Genomic DNA, 26,375 nt, shown 5'->3' with positions numbered 1-26,375 from the left:
GTACCGCTGCCGGCAGATTTTTGCAGGTCAAAATCTGCGCCGCATGAAACAAAGAATACAGCGTTAAACTCGCTCCAAAAGCCAATCTATCACATTCTCAACAGTAATGCCATCATAATTGCCGGCAGTAAATCTGTCAAGAGTCAGAATTTTTTTCGGATGGTTATCCCTGATTGCTTTTAACGGAGCTATTTCCCGCTCAAAGGTTTTTTCATCTGTCATTGACGCGGTTACCTGTACATAAGTGACATTTCCGTTTTTTTCTGTCACAAAATCCACTTCCGTACTTCCTACCTTGCCGATATTGATTCTGTATCCCCTTCTTTTCAGTTCAAGATACACGACATTTTTCAAGGAGAATCCAAGGTCATAGTTTTTCTTTGTTACCATATACCGGCGTAATCCCAAATCGGAAATGTAATACTTTTGATTTTGCTTGAGCAGTTGTTTGCCTTCCACGTCATACCGCTCCACAGGATAAAAAATATACGGCTCTACAAGCGCAGATACATACTCACTGACCGTGTTTTGCGATACCTTTCGCCCCGACGAGGTTATATAATCCGCTATACTTTTTATAGAAACAGGATTTCCGACAGAAGACGCAAGAAAACGCGCTATGTTTTTCAGCAAAGCAATATCGTTAATGTTGCGTTTGCCGTCTCTGTCTTTTCTTTTCTGCCGTTCTTCAATATCCTTGATGATAATAGTATTGTATATTCCTTCAAGATAAGTGTCCGCCTTTTCATTTGCGTCATCAAGCATAACGATATACGGTAGTCCGCCCAAGCGAAGATAGTCCGCAAAGGCGGCGTCGTCAGAACCGTCTGTTTTGGCGCTGCGGTATTCGGAAAAGGACAAAGGAAGCATATTGATCTCAACATATCTGCCGGATAACAGTGTTGCAAGTTCTCCGGAAAGGAGATATGCGTTGGAGCCTGTAATATAAATGTCGATATTATCCCTGATAAAAAGACTGTCAACCGCTTTTTGATAATCATTAACCATTTGGATTTCATCAAGAAATACATAATTCTTTTTATCCGGCACTATCTTATCTACGATGTATGCATACAGCTTTTTATAATCCAAAAGCTCCTCAAATTCAAGAGCTTCAAAATTCACCGCAATAATCTGCTCACGGGATATACCGTTACTGACAAGCTCCGTTTGGAACTGCTCTAACAGCGTTGATTTACCACAGCGGCGTATTCCGGTAACGACCTTAATTACCTGTTCGTCTTTCCACTTATTCAGTTCGTTAAGATAATCCGTTCTTTTAATCACTCAGGGCACCTCCGTTCATCTGATTCCATTATAGAATAGCATTCCGAAAAAGTCAACAAATATTCCGAAACGGGAATATTTTTCTTGATTTCGTATAAGTTTTCCCATTTTGGAATATTTCATTCTTGCTTCGCGCGTAAGTTTATCGCCGATTTTTTCAGTCGTCGATAAATCCGCTCCGATCAACAGGTAACGTTTTTCAGCTCGTTATTGTCACCGAGGATCAGATTTCTGAAAAACTTTTTAAGAAAACTCCTGTCAGCGTACCATAAGCTGTTTTATTAGAAAATAGTATTAATATGAAAGAAATAAAGATAACATTAGACTTTACCAATATGGAATATCCTGCACAACTCCATAGGGAACTGAAAATAAAGTTTGAGCTTCCGGATTATTACGGTGAGAATTGGGATGCTCTATGGGACTGTTTAGATGGCTGGTATGAAGATGATGAGAATGTAACCGTTGAAATCAAAGGGTTAGAAACAGTGTCGGATGATATGCGACAATACGCGCAGACTATGCTCAAGGTGTTTGATGATGTACACAGCAATTTGCCCAATGTTATTTTTAAAATAATAATCACGGAAGAATAGCCGCTTGCTCGTTATGAACAAGCGGCTATTCTCGGGGCATATAGCTCTAAAACAAACCACCCGTAAAAACGGGTGGTCACGCTTCGAGTATCTACAGTTGATTAATACTCTGCTATGTTATGTTTTTTATCTTGCCGATTATATCACCAGATCGCTTTCCTCGATCTTTTCATTGAAGAAGGCGATGATCTTGATACACGGCTTTCTCAGCAGCAGACCGAGGATCAGTGCAGGAACGATGAAGATCAGCAGCATACCGAGGTTATGCCAGTAGCTGCCCCAATCCAAGCCCGCGACAGTCTCGCGCAGGGCGTTGATCCCGTATTTGAACGGTAAAAACGGCGCGATCGCCTTGAACGGCGCGGGAAGAACCTCGATCGGGAACGTACCGCCGGAGCCGGCTACCTGCAGGATCAGTATGATGACCGCGAGCGCTTTGCCGACTACGCTGAAGGTGATCGTCAGCGAATAGATGATCAGCGAATAGACGATGCTGGATATCATGCAGGTGGCAATAAACAGCAGAGGATTCTCGCATTGGATCTTGAGGAAATACAAGTCGCCCAGCGCGATGATCAGCCCCTGGATCAGGCTGATTGCGAGGAACATCATATATCTGCCGAAGAAGAGCTGTACAGAATTTGCCTTTCCGAGCTTTTTGCGGTCTTTTTGGGTAAGGTCGGTATTGAGTACCGCAACCAGCACAACGCCGCCTACCCAAAGAGCAAGCGAAGAATAGAAGGGCGTCATCGCAGAGCCGTAGTTTTCGATCGGATAGACTCTTGTGGTATCATAAGCGACGGGAGAGGATACAAAGCTGCCCAGCGCCTCGGGATTCTCGATGATCGGCGTGATGATGTTTTCGATCAGGTTGGAGCTTTCGACGTCCTTGACCTTTTCGATCAGCGTGTCGATCTTACCATCGACGTTTGTCAGAAAGCTTTTCAGGCTTTTAAGGGCTTTCTTGAGATTGGCGGTGGTATCCAGCGCGCTGTCAAACACCGTATCAAGCTGACCCGTACCGGAACTCACGGTCTGGAGGAAGCCGGTAATATCGTTAAGCGAAGAGAAAGAATCGGAAACGACCGCGTCGATATTCTGGCGGATCGCGCTGAATTCCGTCGCCGCGGAGGAAAGCTCCGTTTTGGCGTCGCCGATCAGCGTTTCAATTTCAGACTTTGCGTTTGCTGGCAGATTGCCTGTTTTTGTGATATTGTCGCGGATGCTGTCTATTTTATTGATGATAGCGTCCTGCTTCTCGTTCGCGCGGTTGAGAGCGCTCAGCGCCTTTGAAGAATCAACGCCTAAATTAGACTTGATTTTTTCCAGAATACCGATAACAACATTGTTGACAGATTTGATCTTCTGATTGATCGTCTCGATCTTTGCCAGCTTATTGGACACAGCCTCCGCGTCGTCGCTCAACGCGCCGAACACATCATCCATTTGATCCGATACGCTGTCCATGTAGGTGGAACCGGAGCCGATCAAGCCGTCAAGGGAGGTCGTGATCTGAGACGCGATGCCCTGCGTCGATGAAAGAGTCTCCGCTACGTCGGCAGTGAACACGCCCGCGCCCGCAAGGGTCGACTGGATCGTAGGCACTAATTCCTTGTTCGATTTAATCAGACCGTCAATGGAATCCAGCGTCGTGATCAGCACATCAACAGAGGAATCAAAGGTACTGATATCTGTTTTTGCGTCATTTAAGGCAGTGATTACTTTGTCTGCAAGATCGTTCTTGCTTTCGCTGTATTCGCTTTCGGAAAGATTCAGCACCTTAGCGATCGTCTCTGTCAGCGAGCTGACATAGGTCGAGCCGACGCTTGTTTCGATTGCTTCGATTCCCTTATCCGTGATCTTGGGAGAGATCGCGTTCCTTTTTTCATTGACGTAGTATTCGAGCTTTGCCTGCGTAAAATCACCGGTCGTGATCGAGAGCAGATTCTCGCTGAAATCCTCGGGAATGATCACGGCGGCGTAGTATTCGCCGTTTTTGACGCCATCCTTCGCTTGATCTGCGTCAACAAACTCCCACCCCATCTTGTCGTTCTGCTTGAGGCTGTCTATGATCTTATCGCCCGCGTTGATCGACAGGGTCTTGTAGCTGTAGCCCTTATCCTCGGAGCATACCGCGAACGCCAGATTTCCCGTATTGGAATACGGATCCCAGTTGGCGGCGATATTGAACCACGCGTAAAGCGCCGGTAAGATGGTGATACCGATCACGACGACAAATACAATCAGGTTCTTGGTCAGGCTTTTCAGATCTAATCGGAAAACAGAAAATATCTTTTTCATTCTTTCTCCTCCTGTTGGTTCTTTGATGACGCGGTCTTTGGCGCTTGCACCTCGGTCGATCCATTCGGCTGTGATTCTTCCGTTTCAGTCTCCGCGCTTACTTCTTCCGCGGTTTCTTCCTCTTTCAGACCGAGATATTTCCGGAACAGGTGATACTTGTATTCTGTACGGATCATCAAAGCGACGGTGTATAGAATCGTAATGACCCAAAAGATCAGAAACGTGATCTTGTTCTCGAGTGTGAACATCAAAGCAAGAAAGATGATACCCGAGACCAACACAAAGATCGGACCGATTTTCTTGTATTTCTCACGCTTGCGCTTGGCTTCCTCGTAAGCTCTCGCGACATTTTGGAATACCAGCTCCTTGTCGGGCTCTCCGATCTCTTCGATCGTATCGGGAGAAAGAGTGATCTCTTCCTCCATAGGCGCCGGATCCTCCGGTGCCTGTTCAACGGGTTCCATATCCGCCGCATCGACTTCCGCTTCTTTATTCTCAGGATCTACTTTTGTTTCATCTAACGGAGCGGATTTCTGAGCCTCCGGAACGGAAGGCTTTGCGCTTTTCCTTTTCTTCGCCATGTTCTCATCTCCTCAACAGAGCTATTGTACGATAATTATGCATGAAAATCAAGTGCGGAACAGCAAAAAACACCCTGTGCCGCGCGGCGCAGGGTATTCTCGTCAATGCCTTTTGTGTCCCATAGCCCTTTTTAACGATAGGTTGGTATTGATATATTGCTTTGTCGAAAGCCTCTGGCGCTCACGCTCAGCGGCGCGCGCACTTGCGGATCTGGCGCGGTATTCGTCGACCTCCTCCGCCTTGACGGCGGTGTCCGCGAACAGGCGCACATAGGTCGGCTTGACCTCGGCGAGACCTACGGCAGAATCCGGCTGACCGAAGTTCAGCGCGATTACAACGACTGGTGCCGCGACGTCAATGTTCGTCCGCTGGGCAAAAAAGCCTTTACCGAAGAACTGATAAAACACCGCGTCACCATACTGACGCATAACAAACAGTTTGTTATCTCAGCACGGTTCAGCAAAGAATAAAATCGGGAAAATAGGGAATTTCGAGGGGGGAAATGTAAAGTTTTCTATATTTTTCTAACGCGCGAGGGAGCCGGAAAATATTTTTATAGAATACTTTACAAACCACCCCCCGATTTTCCCTTTTTTCCCGTGAAGGAAACGGCGGCATGGGCGTGCTGACGACACAAAAAAACAGGGCGTGGGGGTCAAGTACCCGCACGCCCTGAATCTTATGATCGCCGGTCTTTTTATGAGAAGATCGTATTATACCGTGGTTTCAAAGGTGAATGCTTCACGCGTCAGCGAAGGCTTCGCGCTGACCAGCGACAGTTCAAGCGAAGCTTTGCCGCTGAAACGGACTTCTTCGCCGGAATCGGCAGCGAATGCCGCTACAAATAATACGCCCTTTGTCTTGGGAGCGTATCCGTCGTTTTGCTGCGTGTCTGACCGGTACGCTTTTCCGTCAACGCTTATCTTATTCGCAAACAGGGAAATGTCCCGGTCACTGTTATTCTCAACGCTGAACAGCATACAATCCACGGTACCGTTCTGTTCATATGCGTCTTTTCCGATATAGGTTATGCGAACGCCGTCTTTTTCATAGACGACCTTCTCGCCGGTTTTGAATTCCTGAGTGAAATCATCGCCAAGCGTCTTTGATGCCAGCTTCATATCGTGCAGGCTCTCAAACGGCGGATCTGAGAAAGAAGCCCCTTCCGTGTCCGCGCGCCAGTTCATCACCACGTTTTGAACTTTTTCAATTCCGGAAAACCGGAGAAAATGCTCCAACATCTGTATCTCCATATTCGCTTCGGCATGAGGTTCTATCCGGCAGGGCGAAGCATTGCTTTCTACCACCAAGCCGTTGACGATAAAACCGTTGTTTTCCGGGGCGACAGAAAGCGTTTGGTCGGACAGGTTTTCGATTTTGAATTGTATTCCCGGATTGATCGAAAGGACAGACAGCGCCGTAACACGGATGTTTTTCGATTCGTAAATCACCTGTTCGTCAAAATCAAAATCAAGCGTTTTATTCAAATCTTCCGTCTCATAGACGACCTCTGACGAGGAATTGCCTTCCGTGTGAGGCGCCTCCTGTTTTCCGCACGCGGCAAAACAGAACAGCATCGTTGTCATCAGCACAGCACAAATAATCTTTTTCATCAAATCACGCGGCTTGGTCAGATAGAAAAGCCGCACTCCTTTCGGTTAAAATAGTTTCAGCTTTTTGCAGCGGAGCAGCGCGCAGGGCTTGCGCCGTCAGGCGTTCCTGCCGCCGATGGTTATATGATAAACATTTTTTCGGACCGCACATATTATATATCCGTTTTCTTCGATTGTCAAGGAAACAGCATGTTTTTCGACAGTCGGAAAGGACAGCCGCACGGAAAATGCGGCTGTCCTTTTCGTTAAAATTGATCAATCAGCTCGGCGGCGCAGCCATCTGCAGAATACCCGTCAAGGTTTTTTCAGTCGTTCCTCGCAGCAAACGGCGTTGAAATTTTCCGCAAATATCTTCTTTAAGCGTTTTAATTGAAATTAGTATCAGATAATCCATCAGCATTTTCCTCGTCTCGATTTGTGCAAATATATACGGTATTTCGCCATTTTAGTAGTGACAAAAGCCGGATTTTAGATTATAATACATTATGTAAAAATATACTCGGTAGTTTTTGCCGGGAATGGAGGACAAAATGAGGATATTACGAAAATCGGTCAGTATACTCCTGTCAGTCGTGATGATCGTCAGTATATTTACCGTTATTCCGATTGTTGAGAAGGTCCAAGCGGCTCAAACACCGAGCAAACTGACAGCCTATCCCGGATATGATAATCTCAACTCGCATTGGGATAAGGAATGGATGAGTTATATTCCCGACGACGCAAAGCTCAACGAGCTGAGCATACCGGGTATCCATGACGCCTGCGCGGTCGATATGGATTATTCCACATGGCTGGATCATTTTGTCCGGACGCAGGATTATTATTAAATGGAGCAAATGGCTAACGGGGTTCGCTACTTTGATTTGCGAATCGGTAAGGATGACGGAAAGCTCACCCTGTGTCACGGCTCTATCTACCTCAACGGAGTGGGCGGCGAAAGGTTGAGACTGGACGAAGTGATTAGGGGTATGCTACGGTTTCTTTCGTTCCATGAAAGCGAAACGATGATAATCCAGATCAAATGCGATAAGGATAAATGTGATCAAGATATTTACAAGTATTTCCAAGATCTGCTTGCCGAGCAGCCCGACAAAATATACTGCGGCGATCATGCACCGACGCTCGGCGAGGCGCGCGGAAAGCTGGTTATCCTCAGTCGTCTGAAATTGACAGAATCCGAAGATGAGCTATATCAAAATGCAGTTTATCAGCCGAATTATCTGCTTGACGACGGCACATACTGGGCGCTCGACGTCAGCAGCTTTGAAGGCGGAGATGAATACAACAGAACAATGGCAAAAACAACTGACTTCGATACGGTTGAGGTTTGGACTGAGGACGTTTACAATATAAAACCAAGCGGAAAATGGAAATATATTGAAAGCTCGCTGATGAGCGATTATAATGCCGCTTTCAGAAAGAATGACGCAAGAAGCAAGGGCAAGGACGCTTGGTCTATTATATATACCAGTCTGAGCTACCAAGATTCAGACGTTCTTCTCGCAGGATTTCTCGCTGGTATCATCGGAGGAGCAGCGCTCGGGGGCTCGCCGGCGCGGATATCGTTTATCTTATCGAAGATAATCATGATATGGTCTGGCCTGACGACGGCGCTGCTAAGATCAATCCGTCGCTATGTAGACTTTTGCGCGAATATCCTGACTTGTATACCGGCTGTCTTGAAACCGATTTCATGGATTATGAACTCGCACGGCTGATATACAGTACGATTTTCAACCGCAGAAATCAGGATCCGTGGAACCGGACGTATCGTGTGACCTTCGACAGTACCGGCGGCTCCTCTGTCAAATCTCAGGACATCCTTCCCGGAGGCTATGTGTCAGCACCCGAGCCTCCCTTGCGCGAAGGATATAGCTTCTCGGGCTGGTACACAAAGCCGGAGGCTACCCGTTATGACTATTGGTATTTTGACTACGATCCCGTCTACAGCAATATGACGTTATATGCTAAATGGGATGAAAGCAGTATCCCTTATGTCGATGCAAACGGAAGCAGTATGCCTCCTGAGGAGGCTGAGGGAATCTTTGACGACAGCCTTGAGGGACTCTTTACGCTCAGCGAAAGCGGCGCTTCCGGCGGCTGGTATGCCGCTCAAAAGGATTTCGGCGGAGATCGAACCGGATTAGTAATAGACGGAGACGTCAACCTCATCCTCTGCGACGGAGTGACTCTAAGGCTACACGAGGGAATCAAGGTGCCGCAGGGCTCCTCGCTGACTATCTGGGCGCAGTCTACGGACGTCATGACAAGAGGCTCGCTCGAAGTCTTCAGAAACTATTCAGACGCCGCGATCGGCACATCGCTTTCCGAACCGGGCGGCTCTGTCATTATCAACGGCGGAACGGTCATGGTAACAGGAAACGCGGGCGCCGCGACGATCGGCGGCTTGGATACAAACATCACCATCAACGGCGGCTCCGTAAGGGCAAATAGCAGTAGTATGAGCAATCTTCACCTGCCCGTGATCGGCGGCTCGGGCGGATCTGTCACGATCACCGGCGGCGTTGTAACGGCGTACTCCGAAGAATATGCGCCCGCAATCGGCAGCGTAGGCGAGAACAGCACTAAGGTCGTCATCAGCGGCGGCAGAGTCAACGCTTACGGAGGCTTAAGAGAATCCCCGGCGATCGGCGCGGGCAGCACCGCCGCGGGTCAGCCGACAGTCGATGCTGACGTGACGATCACCGGTGGCAGAGTGAACGCAACGGCAAGAAGCTATTCCGATGAAAAAAGCGGATGGGCGATAGGCGGACAGAGCGGTACCGTTACCATAACGGGCGGCAATGTGATTGCCTCAGCCGACTACAGCGCTACTCCCTATGCAGGCATCGGCGGCGAGAATTGTACCGTTGACCTCTCATGGACGAACGCGGACGATTCCATCACCTCCTGCTCCTATGACGGAAACCTTGTTCTCCATGAGGATAAGCCGTTCCGCTATAAGGATGAAGCAGGCGCTGTTTCGGCGCAGGATATTATATCTTCTCAAAACAAAACCATCGTCCCGAAAACCGCCGTGGGCACGCTGACCAAAACAGACGAGCTTGCTCCGACCTGTATGTCTTACGGATACAAGGCATACTGGACAGACGAGGAAGGAAACCTGTTTGCGGATGAAAAAGGAACGCAAAAAATCGAAGAGCCGGAGATCATACCCGCGCTCGGACATGACTGGGGCGAGCCGGTATATACATGGGAGAACGACTGCGATATTCCGGACATAGAGACACATCATTATATGTGTTCGGCAATCAGAACCTGCAAAAGAGACGACGCGCATACAGAGTCCGAGTACGTTATCGCTGCCGAGACGATCGTGACGGAGGCAGGCTGTACAACGCCCGGAGTAAAGGAGCTGAAAGCTGACTTTGATAAAGACTGGGCTGAGGATCAAACGATACAGATCGAGCTTCCCGCCCTCGGTCACAACTGGGGCAAGTGGACGGTCACAAAGGAAGCGACCTTGACAGAAGAGGGCGAGGAAACCCGTGTATGCCGGAACGACGCCTCCCATATTGAGACGCGCTCGATCCCCAAGATAGATGAAAACGCGACCTTTACGATCACCTTTGCCGACGAGGACGGCACGATCCTGCAATCCTCTGAGCTAAGATACGACGACACGCCCGTCTTTTCGGGCGAGCTTCCTCTCAAGGACGGCTTTACCTTTGTCGGCTGGACAGACGGCGAGAATACCTATGCCGCCGATAAACTGCCCGCTGCCAAAAAGGCGGCGGCATATACCGCGGTGTTCCTACGGTATTCTGCGCTTGTTGAGCCGAGAATTGACGAAAACGGCGACTATATTCTCGGACAAGTCGCATACTATGAGGTGAACGACAAGAAATACGCCGTCAATGAGGACGGAGGCGTCGGCGAGGAGCTTGAGTCGGTCGAGCTGAGCTACTTTGATTTCAAGCTCATCAACAACGGCGCGGCGTATCAAATCAACTATTACACCGGTCCGACACAGGACCTCGAAGAGCTTGTGATCCCCAAGACGTTCAACGGCAAGCCGATCACCGTGCTCGGCAACGATGATATTACCGAAACGAACAACAGCAAGCTGTTCAGGAACGGAAACCGTGATCTGCACCCGTTTGTACTCCGGCTCAATGAGAACATCACCGAGATCAAGCCCTATACCTTCTGAGCAATATTTGTCACAAAGGTAACGGGCGATACCGATAATCTCGGTACGATCGGCAAATATGCTTTCTCATGGGCGAACAGCACCGGCGGCTATGCGCTCGATATTCAGCTCGATTATGAGGGAAAAATCAAATGCGGCGCGGGAATCTTCAACAATATGAACGTCACCGCCCGCATAAAGCACGCGACCGGCTTTGACAGATCGAGCTTTAGTCAGAAGAGTATGACATACTCCTTTACCGACGCTCATACCTACGGCGAGCCGAAATGGACATGGGCGGACGATCACAGATCGGCAACGGCGAAATTCACCTGCGCCGATTCCCGCTGCAAGCATGAGGAAATCATTAACGCGGCTGTCACAAGCAATACAAAGGACGGGATTATCAACTATACGGCGACCGCAGAGCTCGACGGTACTACTTAATATCTACTGAACAAACCCCAATTTCAAACTGCGGAAAAGCAACGCTAATATCTCCGCCCTCAACTTCTCGATCCTCCTCAGATTGAGAAGCAGAACGGACATAGCAATGCTGTGGCAAGTTGTCTCTTTCAGCCTTGTCACTATCATGTCCATGCCGCATTTGCGCTTGGCGAGGCTGAATTTGCGCTCAACCTCGACGCGCTCACACTCATCGATGTAATTCTGTTTTTTGTCGATCTCAGCGTCCTTTTTCGGTCTGCCGAGAGCCGGTCCCGAAAGCCTGATTTTGTGTTGCTTGCAGTATTTCAGGTTCTCGCGCGTGCGATAGATTTTATCGACAAGCACACGCTCGGGATAATGTCCCGTTCGTTCTTTGTACCGCTCAATCATATCTTTCAAGCCCGTGGATTCATTGTAAGCGTCAAAGCTGTGCCTTTCAAGACGCGTCCAGCCATTGCAAACGCTGATGTCGAGCTTCACACCGAACTCCGTCTTTGCCTTGACTTTTCCGCGCACAATAGGGCGGATCCACGGCTGGCTCAGACTGACAATCCTGTCCTTGACGCTTTGGGTGCGGTTGACGTACATTTCTTTCTGCTGCGCGTAGATTGTTTGGATTGTGGAAAACTTTTGCTCAAATTTAGCAGGTAATGCTTTCCCGCCGACAAGCATTTTCTCAATATGACCGATGTTCCTGTTGAGATAGCCAAGCTGCTTTTTGATTGCCTTACGACGTTGCTTTGCCTTTGGCTTACGGATGCGGGCGTAAGAAGTGTAGTCTTTATGCGCTTTCTTACGGTATGTACGGGGCTTTTGCTCGCCTTTGACATGCAGCTCATCAATGATTTTCTCGCTGCACTCGCGGGCTTTGTTGAGTAAGGATACATCCTGCGGATATGAGATCTGCGACGGAGCACAGGTCGCGTCAACGATCATGGTTCCGCTGTTCTTATCATCGTCATCGGATTCGTCTTTGCTCGATTTCTCCTTCTCCTTTTCAAGCTTTGCCTGCTCTGCGGAGATTATCATTTCGTTGATTTCTCCGATGATCTCAGGCGTCAGGCGTTTGCGGAAGTAGACCATCATCGACGGATCAAACGGGGGCTTGCTGTCATCAAAGGCTTTATAGCCGCAAAAGTATTGGAGATACGGATTCTCTTGGATTTGAAGCGGGGTCTCGGCGTCGGAGTAGCCGTACTCGGCTTGGATGATCCTCGCGCCGAGACCAAGGCGCAGTGACTTTGCCACATTGCCCTTCTTGTTAGAGAAAAGCTTCGCGTATTTTTTCTCGATCTCAAGCCACGGAATCGTCTGCGCACGCTTAACCCAACGGTTGCTGTTTTTCAGATTCATGCCTATCGGCTGTCCGAAATCTTCTAAACTTATCTGTCCGTTGTCGAATTTATACATCCCATCATCTCCAAATGCAAGCTTTTTGCGGCTTTTCAGCCGTTTTCCTTGCATTTATTATACCATATTTCGATGATTTTTGCACTGTTTATCGGATGATCGGGATTGTTCAGTTTACATTATTTAGTGCTTATGATAGAATTGATTATACAGAAAACAGTATCGGAGTCTTAAGCTATGTATCTGAAAAACGGTCTTATCAAATTTTTAAAAGTGAAAAATGTGATTTTATTAATTCTTGGTGTATTTCTTGTATCGAGCTCCGTGGCGATCATAACGCAGTTGATCGTCGGTTACTTTGGTGACTGGTTCACGATTCTTCACGCCCGGGCTTTCCCCGAATCGGTTTTCCTTATCATCATCGGGATCGTATTGATCGTTTGCTCCAGAATATCACGAAGACTGATCAACGACGCTGTCTTTTTCTCCGGATATTTTGAAGGCGACCTGAACGGATATGTCGATTTTGCGGAGCTTGCCGAGGTGACGGGAAAAACGACCGAGCAGATCAGAAGCCGCGTCGGACTCGTGCGTCCGCTATATATGAAAAATTTCAGGATAATCAAAACCGTCAACTATCGCTATCCCGAGATTATCGAGCTTTACAGCAAAACAATTACCTGCTCCTGCCGGAGCTGCGGCGGTTGGATGGAAAAGCGCGTGTATTTTGAAGGCAGGTGCCCGTATTGCGGAAGCTCTGACCTGACTGCGCAGGTCGTATCGGGACAGAGGCTTTACTTCATCAACGACAACACCAACCGCAAGCCGAACAACCCTGCCTATTATGAAGGCTCGCCCTTGCAGGAAAAGCGTATCGGTTACGCTGTCGGCTTTGGTATTGAGCTGTTCTTTTTCCTGATTTTTCTGATCGTGTTTTTGACGATGGTGAACAATTACAATAACGAGCCGTATTTCAGAGATATGTTGGGACGCGGCATCACTTCATACAGTTTGTTCCAGTCAGAGCTTCTCAACGCAATCATCCTTTTCGCGTTTGCGCTCGCCGCGATAGTTGTGACAGCTCCTATAACCGTTGTGCGAATGATAACTATCGAATCCTCACAGCGTTACGCAAGGGATTTTGCGCGCTTTCCAAGACCGTTTTTGACCTTGCAGGACCTTGACCGGATACAAAAGGCAAAGAATCCTGACAGCGGCGTTACTCCCGAAGCGCAGTACAAGCATATCGTCGGCGCCGTCAAGGAAGGCTATCTGCGCGGGTGTTCTCCCGAAAAGCACGGCGGCGTGCTGCGGATCGCCCTTGCAAAACAAATCGTAAAAGATCGCTGCCCCGGCTGCGGCGCGCCGATCGTCGGAGCAGTCACCGAAAGCTACTGCTGCCGTTACTGCGGAAGATGGATAACGGGCGTTATACGAAAAAAATGATAAATATGCAAAATGCAAAAGGTCGGCTCAAAATAATAGAACCGGCCTTTTATCATTAGATTTTATTTTGCTTTTAAATCGCCCGGGTCGGCTGAATTATACAGCACCTTGCAGGGCTTGTCCTTCATTTTTGCAACGTGACCGCTGTTGTATGAAACGCCTGTTTTAGCTCTGCGGTATGTCGTACCGTTTACCGTGTATTCATAGACGGGATAGCGCATATTTCCACCTGCGTGCGCCGTGTTAAAGCCGATATACGCCTCAACCTGAATGCCGTCAGTCGGAGCAGTACCGCCCGATTCATTAAAACGTCTGCCGTCGATCACACCCTCGCCGGTATATCTTCCCTGACATTCACTGTCATACTTTTTCCTGCCAAACATTTTTTACCTCCGTTGGGTTTTTCTAATTATATACTTTTGCGAGCGCTGTAAGCGTCTTTAATGAATTGCTCCACACGCTCGTTTTCATCATTGCCGAAGTGTTCGGCAATGAATCTTTTATTGTATTTTTTACTGTTTTTATCAAAGGTATAATGTAGACAGCGACGAAGAAGTAGTCAAGCAGGAATTGCGGCGGTTGGCGAAGTATCTGGAATACCACGAGGATGAGTTTGCCGAGCTATTGGCTGAGAAAACCAACGCTGACATGATCAGCGAGCAAAAGCATCTCGAGAGTGAGCTGAACAGGATGACTGTCAGAAGTCAGACGGTAGCCGATCTCTTCGTCAAAATCTATGAGGACAACGCTACCGGTAAGCTGACGGATGAGATGTTCATGCAGCTATCGCAGAAGTACGAGCTGGAGCGTATGGAGCTGAAGGACAAGATCTTTGAGTACAAGGAACGCATCGCCAAGCTGCACGAGATGGAGCAGAACAAAGATGATTTCATCAAGGCAATCCGCAAGTTCATGGAAATGCAGACCTTGACTGCGCCGATGCTCAGAGAACTGATCGACCACATCGACGTCTTTGAGAAAGAGGGCAGCAGCAAGCTTTACACCCAGCGGATCGCGATCTATTACCGTTTTGTCGGCTATATTGAGATCCCCACAGAGCCGGATTACAAAAACTATACCGCCGATACACGGCAAGGGGTAAAGGTCGAGTATATTCCAACAGAGATGTTCCCCACACAGCACGGAAAATCCGCCTGGTGGTGGAAAGCAAAAGAAATAGCACAAAGAGAGAAAAAGCAGGAGCAGACCGAAATCTGCTCCTGCATAGGAGATAAACACAAAGAAAATGAGTGTTGATAATTTAAGTCCGTTATCAACACTCATACTGGTCGGAGTGAAGTTGGTTTTTATTTTTACATACCTTTCTGCTCGCTTGCTGCGGCGTGTGCAATTGGATAATGCAGCGTGGCTCTCTCGCTAAAAACGTCACTCTGTGACGTTTTTGTCTGCGCCGTGCGCGCGGCTTACGGCTTGACACGCTCGCCTTCAAGTCCCTTCACTCCTCCGTTGCTTGATTAAAATAGTACAGGGAGATACCTTTTTGGTATCTCCCTGTACTATTATGGTCGGAGTGAAGGGACTTGAACCCCCGACATCCTGCTCCCAAAGCAGGCGCGCTACCAGCTGCGCTACACCCCGATTTTTATTATCCCGGCAGCACATTAAGAACTGCTGGGAATTATTATATATTATTCGCTGTTTTTTGTCAATAGAAACGCCCGAACAGGCGCGTTTTATACCTGAAATTCCGCTTACAGCTTCGAGAGCTTGGTGTAGATTTCCCCTGCGTTTTTCAGGCAGGCGCGGCAGTTTTGGTACTGCTTGGTCTCGTCCTCGCTCCTAAAGCCCAATCCGTAGAGCGCGGCGGCAAAGTCCATTCCGACCTCCTGAGCCGCGAGGGCGTCAACATAGCTGTCACCGACAAAAATACTGTCCTGCTCCATAATGCCGAGCTCGGCGCAAACCTTACGGAGCATATCGCTCTTTTCGAGCTCAATATCGACATCGGACGCACAGACTGTGTCAAAATGCTCACCGATATTCTTGTAAACGCCGAGAATATTGTGAATGAATTTTTGGTTTTTCTGGGTGACAATCGCGAGCGAGTAACCGTCGTCCTTGAGATTTTTGAGCGCCTCGTCAATTCCGTCGTAGAGCAAAATCATCTCCTCGCCCTTCATCGAGTAGAGCTTGCTGTAGTTGTTCATCGCGTACTCAATTTCATCGGGCTTCATTCCGTACAAATCCATAAAGCCCTGCTCGAGCGACACTCCGATTATATTGTGAAGCGCCTCGTTCGGAACGGGCGTGTAGCCCATCGCGATTGCGGTAGTGTTCATGCAGTAGAGAATTCCCGGAGAGGTGTCGGCAATCGTGCCGTCAAATCCGATAACAATTAACTTTTTCACAGTATCACCGCCTTTAATAACATTTTATCACAAATCATCCGCCTGCGCAATATATCAGAAAATTTTCCTTGATAATTTTGATTGACAACGGTGCGCGATAGGTATAAAATTTAGTTGTATTATTTACGAAAGGCATATGATATGGTTCACGAAAACTCAAATATATCCGCAAAAAACCGCCTGCCGCTCAGCGCGGTTTTCATTAATATCTACCTGTTCGTGATGTTCACGGTGTTTCCGCTGTACGTCGCGATGTACTTCGACGGCAAGCTTCCGTTTTTGCACATGGACAACGGCTTTGTCGGAATAAGGCACCAAAAATACTACTTCTTTTTGGTGATGACCGCGATTGCGGCGATTGCCGAGGTTTTGCTGCTTTTAACCCAGGCGAATTCCGCGGAAAAAAGCAAACCGAAAAATTCATTTTTCGACAACATAACCTTTACCGACTGGGCGGCGCTTGCACTTGTTTTATGCTGCGCGGTGTCAACGGTTCTGTCGCCGTACAGAGAGCTCGCGTTTTTCGGAGAAGCCACCATCGGCGGCTACTCTCAGGGGCGAAACAACGGCTTGATTTTGATTTTATTCTACGTGCTCGTGTACTTTTTAATCACGCGGCTGTACCGCTACGCCGAATTCGTTTTCATCGGACTTGCCTGCTCCGGCGGAATTGTGTATCTGCTGACGGTGCTCAACGGATTTTACATTGACCCTCTCAATATGTTCGCGAATTTCCAAACTCAGCAAAACGTGTTTATGGAATTTTTCGCGACAATTGGCAACAAAAATATGCTATCGGGCTTTATCTGCGTAACGCTTCCGGTTATTTTTACGATGTCGGTTGTGACCAAAAGACCGTTGTTCAGGGTGATTTACCTCGTATCGACAGCGCTCGGCACAATGGCGCTGATTATCGGTGACAGCGACTCGGGGCTGCTGGGAACAGCCGTATTTTTGGCGGTGTTCCTCGTGGTGTTCATCAGAAAGCCCGACAGACTGAAATTCTACTTTCTCGCGCTCACGGTTATGCTCGGCTCGGTCAAGCTGCTCAGGCTTTTCTCGCTGATTTTAGAGGACAGCTACAAAAAGCTCGGCAACCTGCCGTCGGCAATTTTGTTCTCAAAAGCGCTGTATTTTGCGATTGCCGCCTCGGCGGTGATAACCGTAATCTTGTTCATCGTCAGCTCAAAAAAGCCCGGCGTTACACTGCCGAAGGCTGTGCCTGTCGCGGCAGGCTGTCTGTTCGGACTGGCGTTTTTGGGCGCGGTCGGAGTGTTTGTTTACTTTAGCTTTATCGACACGACAACGCCGCTGGGCGATTACGAAAAGCTCCTGCGCTTCAGCCCGAAATGGGGCACGCACAGGGGAATTATGTGGATTCGCGCGTTTGATATTTTCGGCGGCGCAGACTTTGTTCACAAGCTGTTCGGCTTCGGTCCCGACACCTTCTACTGCGTGTACGAGCCGTATTTTAAGGAGCTGCAGCAGTACGGCAATTCCTCGACCGACGCGGCTCACAACGAGTACATCAACTACCTTGTGACAATCGGAATCGCCGGACTTTCGGCGTACCTCGCGTTTGCCGGTGGCGCGCTTGTCAGGGGCTTTAAGTCGGCAAAGAAAAATCCGATAGTCCTCGCTTTCGCGGCGGCGGTTGTAGCGTATATGGCTCAGGCTGTGGTAAATATCGCCGTACCGATTACCACGCCGCTGTTCATTATTTTCGTATCGCTGTGCGAGGCGATGGCGAGGAAAAGCAGGGAAAATAATAAAAAATTCCCTTAACAACTAACGATATCGGGCGCACATGTTAGTGCGCCCCTACGGTTAAATTTGTATGTTTCCGTTGTGATGACCCTTAATTTTCCATTTTCAATTTTCAATTATCCATTAGAAAAAAACATTATCAATTAAAAAAAGCTGACTTTTCGTCAGCTTTTTTTACATCCTTCCGCTCTTGGGCTTGTATTCAATTACCTTGCCCTCGGCGAGGGATTTTTTTACGTCTATGATTCTCTGGTTTGACGAGCCGCGGAACTGCAAAGTTATGCTGTACAGCTCCTGCACGAACTCGCCGTCTACCAAAACGTCGATATAGCTCAGCATTTCGTCGGTGTATTCGCACCTTGCCCTTGACGGGCTGAGCAGCTCCTTATCAAAAAGGTAGCCCGTATAGCACCAGATGTTTTTATCCGGGAGCTCGGCTTTTACGCGCCTTAACAACTCGATAAGCCCTTCCTGATTCGAGGGCTCAAACGGTTCTCCGCCGAGCAGGCTCAGTCCGCTGATGTAGTCCGGCGTGAGCTCCTTAATGATTTTATCCTCGGTTTCCTTTGTAAAGGGCTCGCCGTAGTCGAACGCCCACGTGTCCTTATTAAAGCAGTTTTTGCAGTGGTGGGTACATCCCGAAACAAACAGCGAGACGCGCACGCCCTCGCCGTTTGCAATATCGAAATTTTTAATTTCTCCGTAATTCATTACAGGTGGAGCACCCTCTCCTGAATCTCCTGGGTACGTCCCTGGTTCCAGAACTGCGTGCCGATGTAGCCGCAGGTTCTTCTTGCAACGTTCATCTTATCCTGGTCGCGGTTGCCGCAGTTGGGGCACTGCCAAATGAGCTTGCCCTCTTCCTCGACGATTGAAATTTCGCCGTCGTAGCCGCAAACCTGGCAGTAGTCGCTCTTGGTGTTGAGCTCGGCGTACATAATGTTGTCGTAGATAAAGCGCATAACCTGGAGTACAGCCGGGATGTTGTCCTGCATATTGGGAACCTCAACGTAGCTGATTGCGCCGCCGGGAGACAGAGCCTGGAACTCGCTTTCGAGCTTTAGCTTATCGAAGGCGTCGATGTCCTCGGTTACGTGAACGTGGTAGCTGTTTGTGATGTAGTTGCGGTCGGTAACGCCCTTGATGATGCCGAAGCGCTTTTGCAGGCACTTTGCGAACTTATATGTTGTGCTCTCGAGCGGTGTGCCGTAGATGCTGTAGTCGATGTTCTCCTCAGCCTTCCACTTTGCGCAGGCTTCGTTGAGCTTTTTCATAATTTCAAGACCGAGCTTTTTGCCTTCGGGCTCGGTGAGCTTTTTGCCGATAAGGCTGTAAACGCACTCCCAAAGTCCGGCGTAGCCGAGGGAGATTGTGGAGTAGCCGCCGTAAAGGAGCTTGTCGATTGTCTCGCCCTTTTCAAGACGTGCGAGAGCGCCGTACTGCCAAAGAATAGGAGCGGCGTCGGACAATGTGCCCTTAAGTCTTTCGTGGCGCGCCTGAAGTGCGCGGTGGCAAAGCTCCATTCTCTCGTCAAAAATGCTCCAGAACTTTGTCATATCGCGGTTGGCGGAAAGTCCGATGTCAACAAGGTTTACTGTTACAACGCCCTGGTTAAATCTTCCGTAGTACTTGTGCTGACCTTCAACATAGTTTTTGGCGTTGGCGATGTTGCCCACGCCGGCGTCGGTAAAGCGGTCGGGTGTGAGGAACGAACGACAGCCCATACAGGTGTAAACGTCGCCCTTGAGCTCGAGCATAACCTTCTCAGAGATATAGTCGGGAACCATACGCTTTGCGGTGCACTTGGCGGCGAGCTCTGTGAGATACCAGTACTTGCCGTCCTCGGTAACGTTGTCCTCTTCAAGCACATAAATCAGCTTGGGGAACGCCGGGGTAATCCACACGCCCTTTTCGTTCTTAACGCCCTGATAGCGCTGCTTTAAGGTCTCCTCAATAATCATGGCGAGGTCGGCTTTTTCCTGCTCGTCCTTAGCCTCATTGAGGTACATATATACGGTGACAAACGGAGCCTGGCCGTTTGTTGTCAGCAGTGTAACAACCTGATACTGAATTGTCTGAACGCCCTTGTTAACCTCGCTGCGGAGTCTTTGCTCGACAATTTCATTGAACTTTTCCTCAGAAACCTCTACGCCCATTTCCTCGATTTCTGCGCGGGTTTCGCGGCGGATTTTCTCCCTTGAAATCTGAACAAACGGAGCGAGGTGGGTAAGGCTGATGCTCTGGCCGCCGTACTGGTTGCTGGCAACCTGCGCAATAATCTGAGTTGCGATGTTGCAGGCAGTTGAAAAGCTGTGGGGCTTTTCAATCAGGGTATCGCTGATAACCGTGCCGTTTTGGAGCATATCCTCGAGGTTTACGAGGTCGCAGTTGTGCATATGCTGAGCAAAATAGTCGGAGTCGTGGAAGTGGATAATTCCCTGCTTGTCAGCCTCTACGATGTCGGGAGAAAGCAACATTCTCCTTGTGAGGTCGCGGCTTACCTCGCCTGCCATATAGTCGCGCTGAACGCTGTTAACGGTGGGGTTTTTGTTGGAGTTTTCCTGCTTAACCTCCTCGTTGTTGCACTCGATAAGCGAGAGAATACGGTTGTCGGTGGTGTTAGCCTTGCGGACGAGCGAGCGGTTGTAGCGGTATCTTACGTACCTTCTTGCAAGCTCAAACGCGCCCTTTGCCATAAGCTGATCCTCTACCATATCCTGAATTTCCTCTACGGATACGGCGCGCTTTATTTTGTTGCACTTGTACTCAACGTAGTCAGAGATGTCGAGGATCTGCTCCTCGGTCAAAAACGGGCTGTTGGATGAGTTGTTCGCCTTTCTGACGGCGTTAATAATTTTTTCAATGTTAAAATCTTCTTCTGAGCCGTTACGCTTAATGATTTTCATATTGTCCTTCCCTTTCGTTTATGTTAATTTCAATTTATCTCAGTAAATTCCGTGCGAGATATATTATACATCAACATATGGGAAAATGCAATAGTTATTTTGCACGAAAACACAATATATAGTATTCTCTAAAAGAATTAAACACATTATATTGTTATGTTGTAACTATTAGTTAAACTTTTAACACAACGCCGAAATATAGGAAAAATCAGGCTTTTCGCGGATTTATGCCGTCTATTTTGCTTTTTTGCAATATTATTTGTTACAAAAAGTTAATAGTCAAGTGACAATATTGGAATAAGAAAGACCAATTTATTGTATCTGACAATTTGGCAAGACACTATATGTTGTGGTTTTTTGCAGAGTTTAATTATTTATCCATATTTAAAGCCTCCCCCGTCACTTGTTATGGGGGAGGTGTCGCCGTTAGGCGACGGAGGGGGCGGCGTTTCCGTTAACTCCACGTTTTGAATTACAAAGAAAATCTCGCGCTAATTCACACCCGGCCCCCTCAGTCAGCTAACGCTGACAGCTCCCCCAAAGCTAAGCGTTGGGGGAGCCTTTAATAAATTTTTAGGTTTTATTGTAGTGACAGCTCTTGCAGCTGTCACCAAAGTTCGCACCATATTAAATCATTCGGGAACAAAGCGTTTCGGGAAAACTAACTTTTGTTCACGACCGAAATTATCCATTTTCCATTATCAATTATCAATTAACGAAAGTTTTTTTCGAGAATACACAGCCGCAGTAGTTTTGGCGGTAGAAGTCGTATTCGCGCGACAGTTCAATTGAGCGCTTGTAACCCTCGCGCTTTTTGAAGTCGCTGTAAAGCCAGCTTACGCCGTGCTTTTGCGCTTGTTCTGCGCCGATTGTGTTGAGTAAATCCGCATTTTTCAGCGGACTTATTGTCAGCGTGGTGGTGAAGTAGTCAAAGCCCAGCTTTGCGGCAAGCTCTGCCGATGAGCTCAGGCGGAGCTCAAAGCACTTTTCACAGCGCTTTCCGCCCTCGGGCTCGTGTTCAAGCCCTTTTACCGCTTCAAAAAACTCGGAAGGCTCGTACCTGCCCTCAATCACGTTGACCGGATTTTTGAACGGCATTTGCGACACAAGGCGTTTTTCCTCGTTCAGGCGGTGTTCGTATTCTTCTTTTATAGAAATATTCGGGTTGTAGTAGTAGACGGTAATTTCAAAATACTTCGACAAATATTCAAGGCAGTAGCTCGAGCACGGTGCGCAGCATACGTGTAACAGAAGTTTAGGCGTTTTGCCGTCACGCTGATTTTGCTCGATTACGCGGTCGAGTTCCTTTTGATAATTTCTCTTGTTCATAGGCTTAGAATGTACTTTGTGAGCTGTTCTGCAGTGTCCGCGACAAACGGCGCTCCTGCCGAGATAAGCTCGTCCTTTCCGCGGAAGCCCCATGACACGCCTGCCATTTTCACGTTCGAATTCTTCGCGGTGAAAACGTCAACGTCGCTGTCACCGATGTATACACATTCACCGGGCTTAATGCCGTGCAGAGCGAGCATTGCGTGGAGCGACTCTTTGTCGGGCTTGCACTTGTACTGCGGCTTTTGCCCCCAAGCCTCGGTAAAGCGGTGCTCAGGGTAGAGCTTTTGCAGAATTCTATCCACAAACTCGTCGGGCTTGTTAGAGAGCACGGCGGTTTTTATACCGTTATCATTCAGAGCGGCAAGCATTTGCGCACAACCGTCGTAGACGGAGGTGTTGTCGTTGCAGTGGATTTTGTACTCGCTGTCAAAGGTGTCGCGCACAAGCTCAAATTTATTTTCATCGTCCGCATGGTCGCCCATCGCGCGTTTAATCATACGCTCGCGGCCGTTGCCGACGAATTTTTTGTAATTTTCAATAGGCTGTTCGGGCAAGCCTGCCTTTTTCAGCCCCTTGTTGACGTTCAAAGCGAGGTCGGTAAGCGAATTTACCAGCGTGCCGTCGAGGTCAAAAACAGCAATTTTTATCATCAGTTCAGTCCTTTTTCCATTTCAAACAAAATCGCGCGGCATGGCGCTGCCTCAAGTCCGCCGAGCTTTATCGGGAAAGCGCAGAGCTCATATTCGCCGTCGCTGATTGCGGAGAGGTTGAGGTTTTCGATAACCGTTATGCCTGCGCGTGCAAGCTCGCGGTGAGGTCGCGCCTCGTCAAAGGGCGTCGCGATTGAGTCGGCGTCGGTACCGACGAGGATTACGCGGCTTTCGGCAAGGACAATCGCCGCGGAGTGCGAAAGGTAGGTCTTTCCGTTGCCCCTGAACAGAATTCTGCGCTTGCAGTAGGGCAGCAGGCGTTCCATATCCTCGCCCGTGAGAATTCCCTCGACGGAGATGACAGTGCATTTGCCGTAGAAGGTGTTGAGGCGGAGCTGGTCGACAGAGCTTCCGTCCTCGCAAAAATGGAGCGGCGCGTCGATGTGTGTTCCGCAGTGAGTTGTCATTTTGATGTAGCTTAGGTTGTACTGGTCGAGGTTGTCCATGCTTTTGAGGAACTCAACCTCGGTCTCGGGATCGTCCTTGTACACAGGTGTTGTAAGCGAATCGCGCGAGATATCGTGAATAATCATAACGCCCCTCCTTATTTTTCTTAAATTATATTTTAACATAAAGGCGGTTGTTTGGCAAGATTAGGGGGATAATTAACGGAAGTTTACGATTATGTTATTCTGTAGGGGCGTGCATTGCACGCCCGCGGAAGCGTAATCAATGTTTACCAGTTGTCTCGTTTTTATCGCGATAAACGGACGTGTAATTCAGCACACAAAAAACGTAAGAATCAAATGAATTGTTCCTGTTCTGCGGGCGTGCAATGCACGCCCCTACGGTGTAAAGGATAGGTTGGCGGTAATGGAAACGTCTGATTACGGGCGGACACACGGGTCCGCCCCTACGGTGTAAAGGATAGGTTTGTGGTAATGGAAATGTCCGCTGTCGTTAACCTTCGGGAATTCGCGTTATCCAATCCAACCGACTTATCCGTCCCGACTTGCGCCGTCGTCGCAACGACCGCAACGACCGCCACGGAAAAAGCCTCCCCGGGGTGGGGAGGCTTAGTGTTTAGGTTATGCAATACGGTTAGGAATTACTCCATAATCTGAGGATCGTCAGAAACGGGAGTGATGTCCTCGTAAGCAACGCCTGCGTTACCTGTCTTCTTTGTCATGCCTGCGGCATATCTCTGAACACAAGAAGCGTCAAGAACGTTGATTACGCCGTCGTTGTTAACGTCAGCGAGCTTGTTGCTGAAAATGCTGTTGGGAGTCTTGCCGATAGCAACCTGCTGAATGAGCATAGCGTCGATAGCGTCAACCTGTCCGTCCTTGTTAACATCACCGATGGTTCCCTCTGCCTGCGGCTCGGGAGCTGTAACTGTGATGGTCATCTTAGCGCCTGTCATGGTCGCGAAGTCGAAGTTTCTGAGGTCGAGCTGGAGCTTAACAGTTGATGCGTCTTCCTCTACCTCGAAGAGGCAGTTCTTGCCGTTATAGAAAGCGTCGAGCTCTGTGTTAACGGGATACTGTGTCTCTTCCTCTGTACCAAAGTTGTGCGCCCAGGGGTTAGAAGTGGGGTTACCCTCTTCGTCTACTGAGTTAACAGCAAACTTAACCTGGTAGTTTCCGAAGGCATAGATGTTTTCCATTGTCATTTCCCAAACGCCGTCTGCAACTTCTTTCATTGCGTTTGCGGGGTCGCAGGGATCCCAGTTTGCGCCGTTGAGGTATGTATCCTCACCGTTACCAACTGCGATTACGCTCTTAACAATAAGGTCTTCGTCAAATACTACGCCGTCGCCCTCAACCTTAACTTCGTTGGTTACAGGGTTGTAGGTAACTTTAACATCGCAAGCTGTGTCTACGTTGAACGAAACGTTCTGCTCGGGATAAGACTCATCCCAGCCGTGATCCTTAACAACCTTGAGCTGAACTGCCTTTGCGGGTTGTACATTAGGATATGTGATCTCGTAAAGACCTGTTGCCTCGTTAAAGGTCATGTCGTTAGCTTCGTTTGAAGCATCCCAAGCTGTGCCGTTGAAGATTGTAGCGTCTGAACCTGCTACTGTGTAGGTTGATGCAGCTACGGGCTCAGTTGTGGGCTCTTCTGTAGCAACGGGCTCTGTTGTAGGCTCTTCTGTTACTACGGGCTCTGTTGTGGGTTCTTCTGTTACTACGGGCTCAGTTGTGGGCTCTTCTGTTACTACGGGCTCTGTTGTGGGCTCTTCTGTTGTGGGAGCCTCGGGCATCTTGAAGAAGAAGTGAGCTGTGATAGTGCCGTCCTGATTAAATTCCTTATCCATGGAGTAAGGAGCAATTGAATCGTCACCGACTGCGAGGTTAACCTCTGTATCCTCTGTAAGTACATAGCCTTCGTTTGCCTCAACCATAAAGGTGAGCTTATACTCAGCGCCGTACTCAAAGTCTGTGCCGTAGTCTGAGAATGAAAGGTTGCTGATACCGTAGCCGGCGTCGGGATAGCTGAACTTCTGTGAACCGGGAACTTCGCTGCCAACGTTGATAGTAGCGTTAGCTGTAACAGTTACGGTAGAAACAGGCTCGTCGGGCTTAACTGTTGTGGGCTCCTCGGTAGTTGTGGGCTCCTCGTCTGTAATGCCGAGAACCTCTCTAACGTACTCGGGAGCAGCGAGCTTGCCCTCTACCAATTTCTCCTTATCGTTGATGTACATATAACGATAGAAGGGGCAGGGAACGGTTTTGTCGGTCTCGGGCTCGCCTGTGATGTTGTCCTTGTTATCTGCAAGATACTGGTCGTAAACTTCCTGGGGAGTAACCTTAAGAGCCTCGCAAAGCTTCATGTTATTCTCGTACTGGAAGTACGGGTTGTTTGTGGGGTTGGTAAGGAACTTCTTAAGAGCGTTTGAAATCTGCTGAGCCTTGGGCTGGTTCTTCGGGAAATAACCGGGCATAAGAGCGCCGCGTGAAGAAATAGTAGCCTTCGGTCCGTAAGGATCTGACATACCTTCCCAAGTAGCGTAGTGGTCTCTCTTCTTAGAGTCCTCAGCGTTCTCACGGTCAACCACGCCGTTGAACGGAGTAACAATTACCTTGTGACCGATGCATTCGGTTGTGAGGTTGAGGTCGCAGGTCTGGTTCTGTCCTGCGGCATCGGTTGAGAAGATGATACCGTAGTCAGCGCCGTCCTCGATGGGTCCCTTGTCTTCGATACTGTTAAGATCGAAGTAGTACAGGGTTGGGTCATCTTCGACAAAATAGCACTGTGTAGTTCTTGTCTTCCATCCTAACGCATAGGGCTTAGAGTTACCGTAGATAGCGTAAGCATAGCAATAAACGCCGCCTTTGCCGTTTCTGGCGTTATTCTTTAATCCCTTGTGCGTCCAGACACTTTCGTCAGGAAAACGGAAATAAACGCGTTGTTCGCCGCCTTCGCCGGCGCTAACGGGGAACACAGCGATTCCTGCAAATGTGGAAACTGTGAGCATTACCGCAAGCAACAAGCTTACGAACTTTGTTGACTTTTTCATTTCGAATAGTCCTCCTTTTCTTAAATAACTCATATTTTGAGTAATTACATTAT

Annotated in this window: 23 protein-coding genes and 1 tRNA gene; 8 read left to right on the top strand and 16 right to left on the bottom strand. The window is 48.6% G+C overall.

Annotated elements, in window-relative coordinates; translation table 11 throughout:
* Window positions 1-63 precede the first annotated feature (63 nt).
* The gene (locus AB1I50_RS08160; RefSeq protein ID WP_407723550.1) at window positions 64-1,287 is read right to left on the bottom strand and encodes an ATP-binding protein; all 1,224 of its coding nucleotides are present in this window, start codon (window positions 1,285-1,287) and stop codon (window positions 64-66) included.
* A 299-nt stretch (window positions 1,288-1,586) separates the two neighbouring features.
* Here AB1I50_RS08160 and AB1I50_RS08155 point away from each other — a divergent pair, with 299 nt between their 5' ends.
* The gene (locus AB1I50_RS08155; RefSeq protein ID WP_407723548.1) at window positions 1,587-1,883 is read left to right on the top strand and encodes a barstar family protein; all 297 of its coding nucleotides are present in this window, start codon (window positions 1,587-1,589) and stop codon (window positions 1,881-1,883) included.
* 138 nt (window positions 1,884-2,021) lie between these two features.
* On the opposite strand, the gene AB1I50_RS08150 is transcribed toward AB1I50_RS08155, so the two are convergent.
* The 5 genes from AB1I50_RS08150 to AB1I50_RS08130 all read right to left on the bottom strand — a co-directional run bounded on the left by AB1I50_RS08150 (window position 2,022) and on the right by AB1I50_RS08130 (window position 6,773).
* Window positions 2,022-4,184: a YhgE/Pip domain-containing protein gene (locus AB1I50_RS08150; protein ID WP_407723547.1), complete on the bottom strand. Its 2,163-nt coding sequence runs from the start codon at window positions 4,182-4,184 to the stop codon at window positions 2,022-2,024.
* A complete protein-coding gene (locus tag AB1I50_RS08145) occupies window positions 4,181-4,765 on the bottom strand; it encodes a hypothetical protein (RefSeq protein WP_407723546.1) in 585 nt (194 codons plus the stop codon). The genes AB1I50_RS08150 and AB1I50_RS08145 overlap by 4 nt, the downstream gene beginning before the upstream one ends.
* 102 nt (window positions 4,766-4,867) lie before the next feature.
* Window positions 4,868-5,194, bottom strand: a complete 327-nt coding sequence (locus AB1I50_RS08140) for a hypothetical protein (protein WP_407723545.1) — start codon at window positions 5,192-5,194, stop codon at window positions 4,868-4,870.
* Between the two features lie 285 nt (window positions 5,195-5,479).
* Window positions 5,480-6,379 (bottom strand): hypothetical protein, encoded by a 900-nt coding sequence (locus AB1I50_RS08135; protein ID WP_407723544.1) that lies wholly within the window; start codon window positions 6,377-6,379, stop codon window positions 5,480-5,482.
* Window positions 6,380-6,638: 259 nt separating this feature from the next.
* Window positions 6,639-6,773: a hypothetical protein gene (locus AB1I50_RS08130; protein WP_407723543.1), complete on the bottom strand. Its 135-nt coding sequence runs from the start codon at window positions 6,771-6,773 to the stop codon at window positions 6,639-6,641.
* A gap of 136 nt (window positions 6,774-6,909) precedes the next feature.
* Between AB1I50_RS08130 and AB1I50_RS08125 the strand changes: the two genes are divergently transcribed.
* The 4 genes from AB1I50_RS08125 to AB1I50_RS08110 all read left to right on the top strand — a co-directional run bounded on the left by AB1I50_RS08125 (window position 6,910) and on the right by AB1I50_RS08110 (window position 10,979).
* Window positions 6,910-7,206: a hypothetical protein gene (locus AB1I50_RS08125; protein ID WP_407723542.1), complete on the top strand. Its 297-nt coding sequence runs from the start codon at window positions 6,910-6,912 to the stop codon at window positions 7,204-7,206.
* A 9-nt stretch (window positions 7,207-7,215) separates the two neighbouring features.
* Entirely contained in the window at window positions 7,216-8,097 is an 882-nt protein-coding gene (locus AB1I50_RS08120; protein ID WP_407723541.1) for a PI-PLC domain-containing protein, read from the top strand.
* Window positions 8,073-10,553, top strand: a complete 2,481-nt coding sequence (locus AB1I50_RS08115; RefSeq protein WP_407725330.1) for an InlB B-repeat-containing protein — start codon at window positions 8,073-8,075, stop codon at window positions 10,551-10,553. Before AB1I50_RS08120 ends, AB1I50_RS08115 begins: the two co-directional genes overlap by 25 nt.
* Before the next feature lie 156 nt (window positions 10,554-10,709).
* A complete protein-coding gene (locus tag AB1I50_RS08110) occupies window positions 10,710-10,979 on the top strand; it encodes a hypothetical protein (protein ID WP_407723540.1) in 270 nt (89 codons plus the stop codon).
* A gap of 3 nt (window positions 10,980-10,982) precedes the next feature.
* Here AB1I50_RS08110 and AB1I50_RS08105 read toward each other — a convergent pair whose 3' ends face one another.
* A complete protein-coding gene (locus AB1I50_RS08105) occupies window positions 10,983-12,389 on the bottom strand; it encodes an IS5 family transposase (RefSeq protein WP_407725308.1) in 1,407 nt (468 codons plus the stop codon).
* A gap of 222 nt (window positions 12,390-12,611) precedes the next feature.
* On the opposite strand from AB1I50_RS08105, the gene AB1I50_RS08100 reads away from it, so the two are divergent.
* Window positions 12,612-13,775, top strand: coding sequence for a hypothetical protein (locus AB1I50_RS08100; RefSeq protein WP_407723539.1), 1,164 nt, complete (start codon window positions 12,612-12,614; stop codon window positions 13,773-13,775).
* Between the two features lie 62 nt (window positions 13,776-13,837).
* On the opposite strand, the gene AB1I50_RS08095 is transcribed toward AB1I50_RS08100, so the two are convergent.
* On the bottom strand, window positions 13,838-14,158 hold the full coding sequence (locus tag AB1I50_RS08095) for a DUF3592 domain-containing protein (RefSeq protein ID WP_407723538.1): 321 nt from the start codon (window positions 14,156-14,158) through the stop codon (window positions 13,838-13,840).
* 196 nt (window positions 14,159-14,354) lie between these two features.
* Here AB1I50_RS08095 and AB1I50_RS08090 point away from each other — a divergent pair, with 196 nt between their 5' ends.
* A complete protein-coding gene (locus AB1I50_RS08090; RefSeq protein WP_407723537.1) occupies window positions 14,355-15,032 on the top strand; it encodes a DUF4368 domain-containing protein in 678 nt (225 codons plus the stop codon).
* Window positions 15,033-15,298: 266 nt separating this feature from the next.
* Here AB1I50_RS08090 and AB1I50_RS08085 read toward each other — a convergent pair.
* Together AB1I50_RS08085 and AB1I50_RS08080 are read right to left on the bottom strand one after the other, a co-directional pair.
* A tRNA-Pro gene (locus tag AB1I50_RS08085) sits at window positions 15,299-15,374 on the bottom strand.
* A 113-nt stretch (window positions 15,375-15,487) separates the two neighbouring features.
* Window positions 15,488-16,144, bottom strand: coding sequence for an HAD family hydrolase (locus tag AB1I50_RS08080; protein WP_407723536.1), 657 nt, complete (start codon window positions 16,142-16,144; stop codon window positions 15,488-15,490).
* Between the two features lie 114 nt (window positions 16,145-16,258).
* Between AB1I50_RS08080 and AB1I50_RS08075 the strand changes: the two genes are divergently transcribed.
* Window positions 16,259-17,929, top strand: coding sequence for an O-antigen ligase family protein (locus AB1I50_RS08075; RefSeq protein ID WP_407723535.1), 1,671 nt, complete (start codon window positions 16,259-16,261; stop codon window positions 17,927-17,929).
* A gap of 156 nt (window positions 17,930-18,085) precedes the next feature.
* Here AB1I50_RS08075 and nrdG read toward each other — a convergent pair whose 3' ends face one another.
* The 6 genes from nrdG to AB1I50_RS08045 all read right to left on the bottom strand — a co-directional run bounded on the left by nrdG (window position 18,086) and on the right by AB1I50_RS08045 (window position 26,322).
* Window positions 18,086-18,622, bottom strand: a complete 537-nt coding sequence (nrdG, locus tag AB1I50_RS08070; protein WP_407723534.1) for an anaerobic ribonucleoside-triphosphate reductase activating protein — start codon at window positions 18,620-18,622, stop codon at window positions 18,086-18,088.
* Window positions 18,622-20,817 carry an anaerobic ribonucleoside-triphosphate reductase gene (nrdD, locus tag AB1I50_RS08065; RefSeq protein WP_407723533.1) on the bottom strand — a complete coding sequence of 732 codons (2,196 nt, stop codon included), beginning with the start codon at window positions 20,815-20,817 and terminating at the stop codon, window positions 18,622-18,624. Before nrdD ends, nrdG begins: the two co-directional genes overlap by 1 nt.
* A 708-nt stretch (window positions 20,818-21,525) precedes the next feature.
* On the bottom strand, window positions 21,526-22,146 hold the full coding sequence (locus AB1I50_RS08060; RefSeq protein WP_407723532.1) for an epoxyqueuosine reductase QueH: 621 nt from the start codon (window positions 22,144-22,146) through the stop codon (window positions 21,526-21,528).
* Complete coding sequence (locus AB1I50_RS08055) at window positions 22,143-22,799, bottom strand: HAD family hydrolase (RefSeq protein WP_407723531.1); 657 nt, start codon at window positions 22,797-22,799, stop codon at window positions 22,143-22,145. The genes AB1I50_RS08060 and AB1I50_RS08055 overlap by 4 nt, the downstream gene beginning before the upstream one ends.
* On the bottom strand, window positions 22,799-23,392 hold the full coding sequence (locus AB1I50_RS08050) for a cyclase family protein (RefSeq protein WP_407723530.1): 594 nt from the start codon (window positions 23,390-23,392) through the stop codon (window positions 22,799-22,801). Before AB1I50_RS08050 ends, AB1I50_RS08055 begins: the two co-directional genes overlap by 1 nt.
* A gap of 515 nt (window positions 23,393-23,907) precedes the next feature.
* Window positions 23,908-26,322 (bottom strand): pullulanase X25 domain-containing protein, encoded by a 2,415-nt coding sequence (locus AB1I50_RS08045; protein ID WP_407723529.1) that lies wholly within the window; start codon window positions 26,320-26,322, stop codon window positions 23,908-23,910.
* Window positions 26,323-26,375: the final 53 nt, after the last annotated feature.

It is taken from the genome of Ruminococcus sp. NATIVEDY161, from assembly GCF_045819895.1.
GTDB lineage: Bacteria > Bacillota > Clostridia > Oscillospirales > Acutalibacteraceae > Ruminococcoides.
Note: the sequence above shows the minus strand (reverse complement) of the source record. Positions and strands in the feature narration are given on the sequence as shown.

Excerpts from the sequence above, each read along its gene's own strand:
- AB1I50_RS08155 (WP_407723548.1), top strand. The coding sequence starts at position 1,587 with ATGAAAGAAATAAAGATAACATTAGACTTTACCAATATGGAATATCCT.
- AB1I50_RS08150 (WP_407723547.1), bottom strand. The coding sequence starts at position 4,184 with ATGAAAAAGATATTTTCTGTTTTCCGATTAGATCTGAAAAGCCTGACC.
- AB1I50_RS08145 (WP_407723546.1), bottom strand. The coding sequence starts at position 4,765 with ATGGCGAAGAAAAGGAAAAGCGCAAAGCCTTCCGTTCCGGAGGCTCAG.
- AB1I50_RS08140 (WP_407723545.1), bottom strand. The coding sequence starts at position 5,194 with ATGCGTCAGTATGGTGACGCGGTGTTTTATCAGTTCTTCGGTAAAGGC.
- AB1I50_RS08135 (WP_407723544.1), bottom strand. The coding sequence starts at position 6,379 with ATGAAAAAGATTATTTGTGCTGTGCTGATGACAACGATGCTGTTCTGT.
- AB1I50_RS08130 (WP_407723543.1), bottom strand. The coding sequence starts at position 6,773 with ATGGATTATCTGATACTAATTTCAATTAAAACGCTTAAAGAAGATATT.
- AB1I50_RS08125 (WP_407723542.1), top strand. The coding sequence starts at position 6,910 with ATGAGGATATTACGAAAATCGGTCAGTATACTCCTGTCAGTCGTGATG.
- AB1I50_RS08120 (WP_407723541.1), top strand. The coding sequence starts at position 7,216 with ATGGCTAACGGGGTTCGCTACTTTGATTTGCGAATCGGTAAGGATGAC.
- AB1I50_RS08115 (WP_407725330.1), top strand. The coding sequence starts at position 8,073 with ATGGATTATGAACTCGCACGGCTGATATACAGTACGATTTTCAACCGC.
- AB1I50_RS08110 (WP_407723540.1), top strand. The coding sequence starts at position 10,710 with ATGAACGTCACCGCCCGCATAAAGCACGCGACCGGCTTTGACAGATCG.
- AB1I50_RS08105 (WP_407725308.1), bottom strand. The coding sequence starts at position 12,389 with ATGTATAAATTCGACAACGGACAGATAAGTTTAGAAGATTTCGGACAG.
- AB1I50_RS08095 (WP_407723538.1), bottom strand. The coding sequence starts at position 14,158 with ATGTTTGGCAGGAAAAAGTATGACAGTGAATGTCAGGGAAGATATACC.
- nrdG (WP_407723534.1), bottom strand. The coding sequence starts at position 18,622 with ATGAATTACGGAGAAATTAAAAATTTCGATATTGCAAACGGCGAGGGC.
- nrdD (WP_407723533.1), bottom strand. The coding sequence starts at position 20,817 with ATGAAAATCATTAAGCGTAACGGCTCAGAAGAAGATTTTAACATTGAA.
- AB1I50_RS08060 (WP_407723532.1), bottom strand. The coding sequence starts at position 22,146 with ATGAACAAGAGAAATTATCAAAAGGAACTCGACCGCGTAATCGAGCAA.
- AB1I50_RS08055 (WP_407723531.1), bottom strand. The coding sequence starts at position 22,799 with ATGATAAAAATTGCTGTTTTTGACCTCGACGGCACGCTGGTAAATTCG.
- AB1I50_RS08050 (WP_407723530.1), bottom strand. The coding sequence starts at position 23,392 with ATGATTATTCACGATATCTCGCGCGATTCGCTTACAACACCTGTGTAC.
- AB1I50_RS08045 (WP_407723529.1), bottom strand. The coding sequence starts at position 26,322 with ATGAAAAAGTCAACAAAGTTCGTAAGCTTGTTGCTTGCGGTAATGCTC.